The organism is Streptomyces endocoffeicus, from assembly GCF_016741935.1.
Lineage (GTDB): Bacteria > Actinomycetota > Actinomycetes > Streptomycetales > Streptomycetaceae > Streptomyces > Streptomyces endocoffeicus.
On sequence record NZ_JAERRG010000198.1, the window covers coordinates 1 to 615 of the forward strand.

At 67.0% G+C, this 615-nt stretch carries 1 protein-coding gene; it reads right to left on the reverse strand.

Annotated features, from left to right (window positions below; all coding sequences use genetic code 11):
- A partial coding sequence (locus tag JK364_RS54565; protein WP_201858904.1) for a class I SAM-dependent methyltransferase occupies positions 1-585 on the reverse strand: 585 nt, incomplete at its 3' end.
- Positions 586-615: the final 30 nt, after the last annotated feature.

Below are 615 nucleotides of genomic sequence, written 5' to 3' on the forward strand. Positions count from 1 at the left end.
ACGGGCCTCGCGGACGATGTCGGGGAAGCTCATATCCGCTGGTCGGGTCAAGGCAGTCATCGAGACGGGACGAGGTGCCGTTCCGCCCCTGTTCTTGAGCCATCCCGTGGCGGCGTTGAGGGGGCTGGCGACGGTTCCGAGCAGGTAGTCGCCTGCGGTCGTGGGACGAGACAGCCCAAGAATAACGAGGGTTCCTCCGGGCGCCAGGTGTCGGCGGAAGACGGTGAGAGCATCGGTGAACGGCAGATGGTGGATCGCGGCGACGCACGTGATGACGTCGTAGGAGTCTGCCGGGATCGCGGTCAGCGCGTCTGCGGTCGTGAAGGTGATATGAGATGCCGGTGGGGTCAGCGCGCGTGCCTGGGCGATGATCCTCCGGTCGGAGTCGATGCCGTGCACCGTGCTTGCGCGCTTGGCCAAGAGCCTGGCCAGGTCGCCGCTGCCGGCGCCGACGTCCAGGGCGCTGTCGAAGCGTCGGGGAAGGCGCCGCAGAATCCAGGGGTGGTAGTGGGCGTTGTGGTCCCAGGGGTGGGCGGCATTGAACTGTTCAAGAGCCCCGAGGACGCGGTGCGGCAGTGTCGTCATACCGTCACCCCACCAAGATCTTGGTGCCCC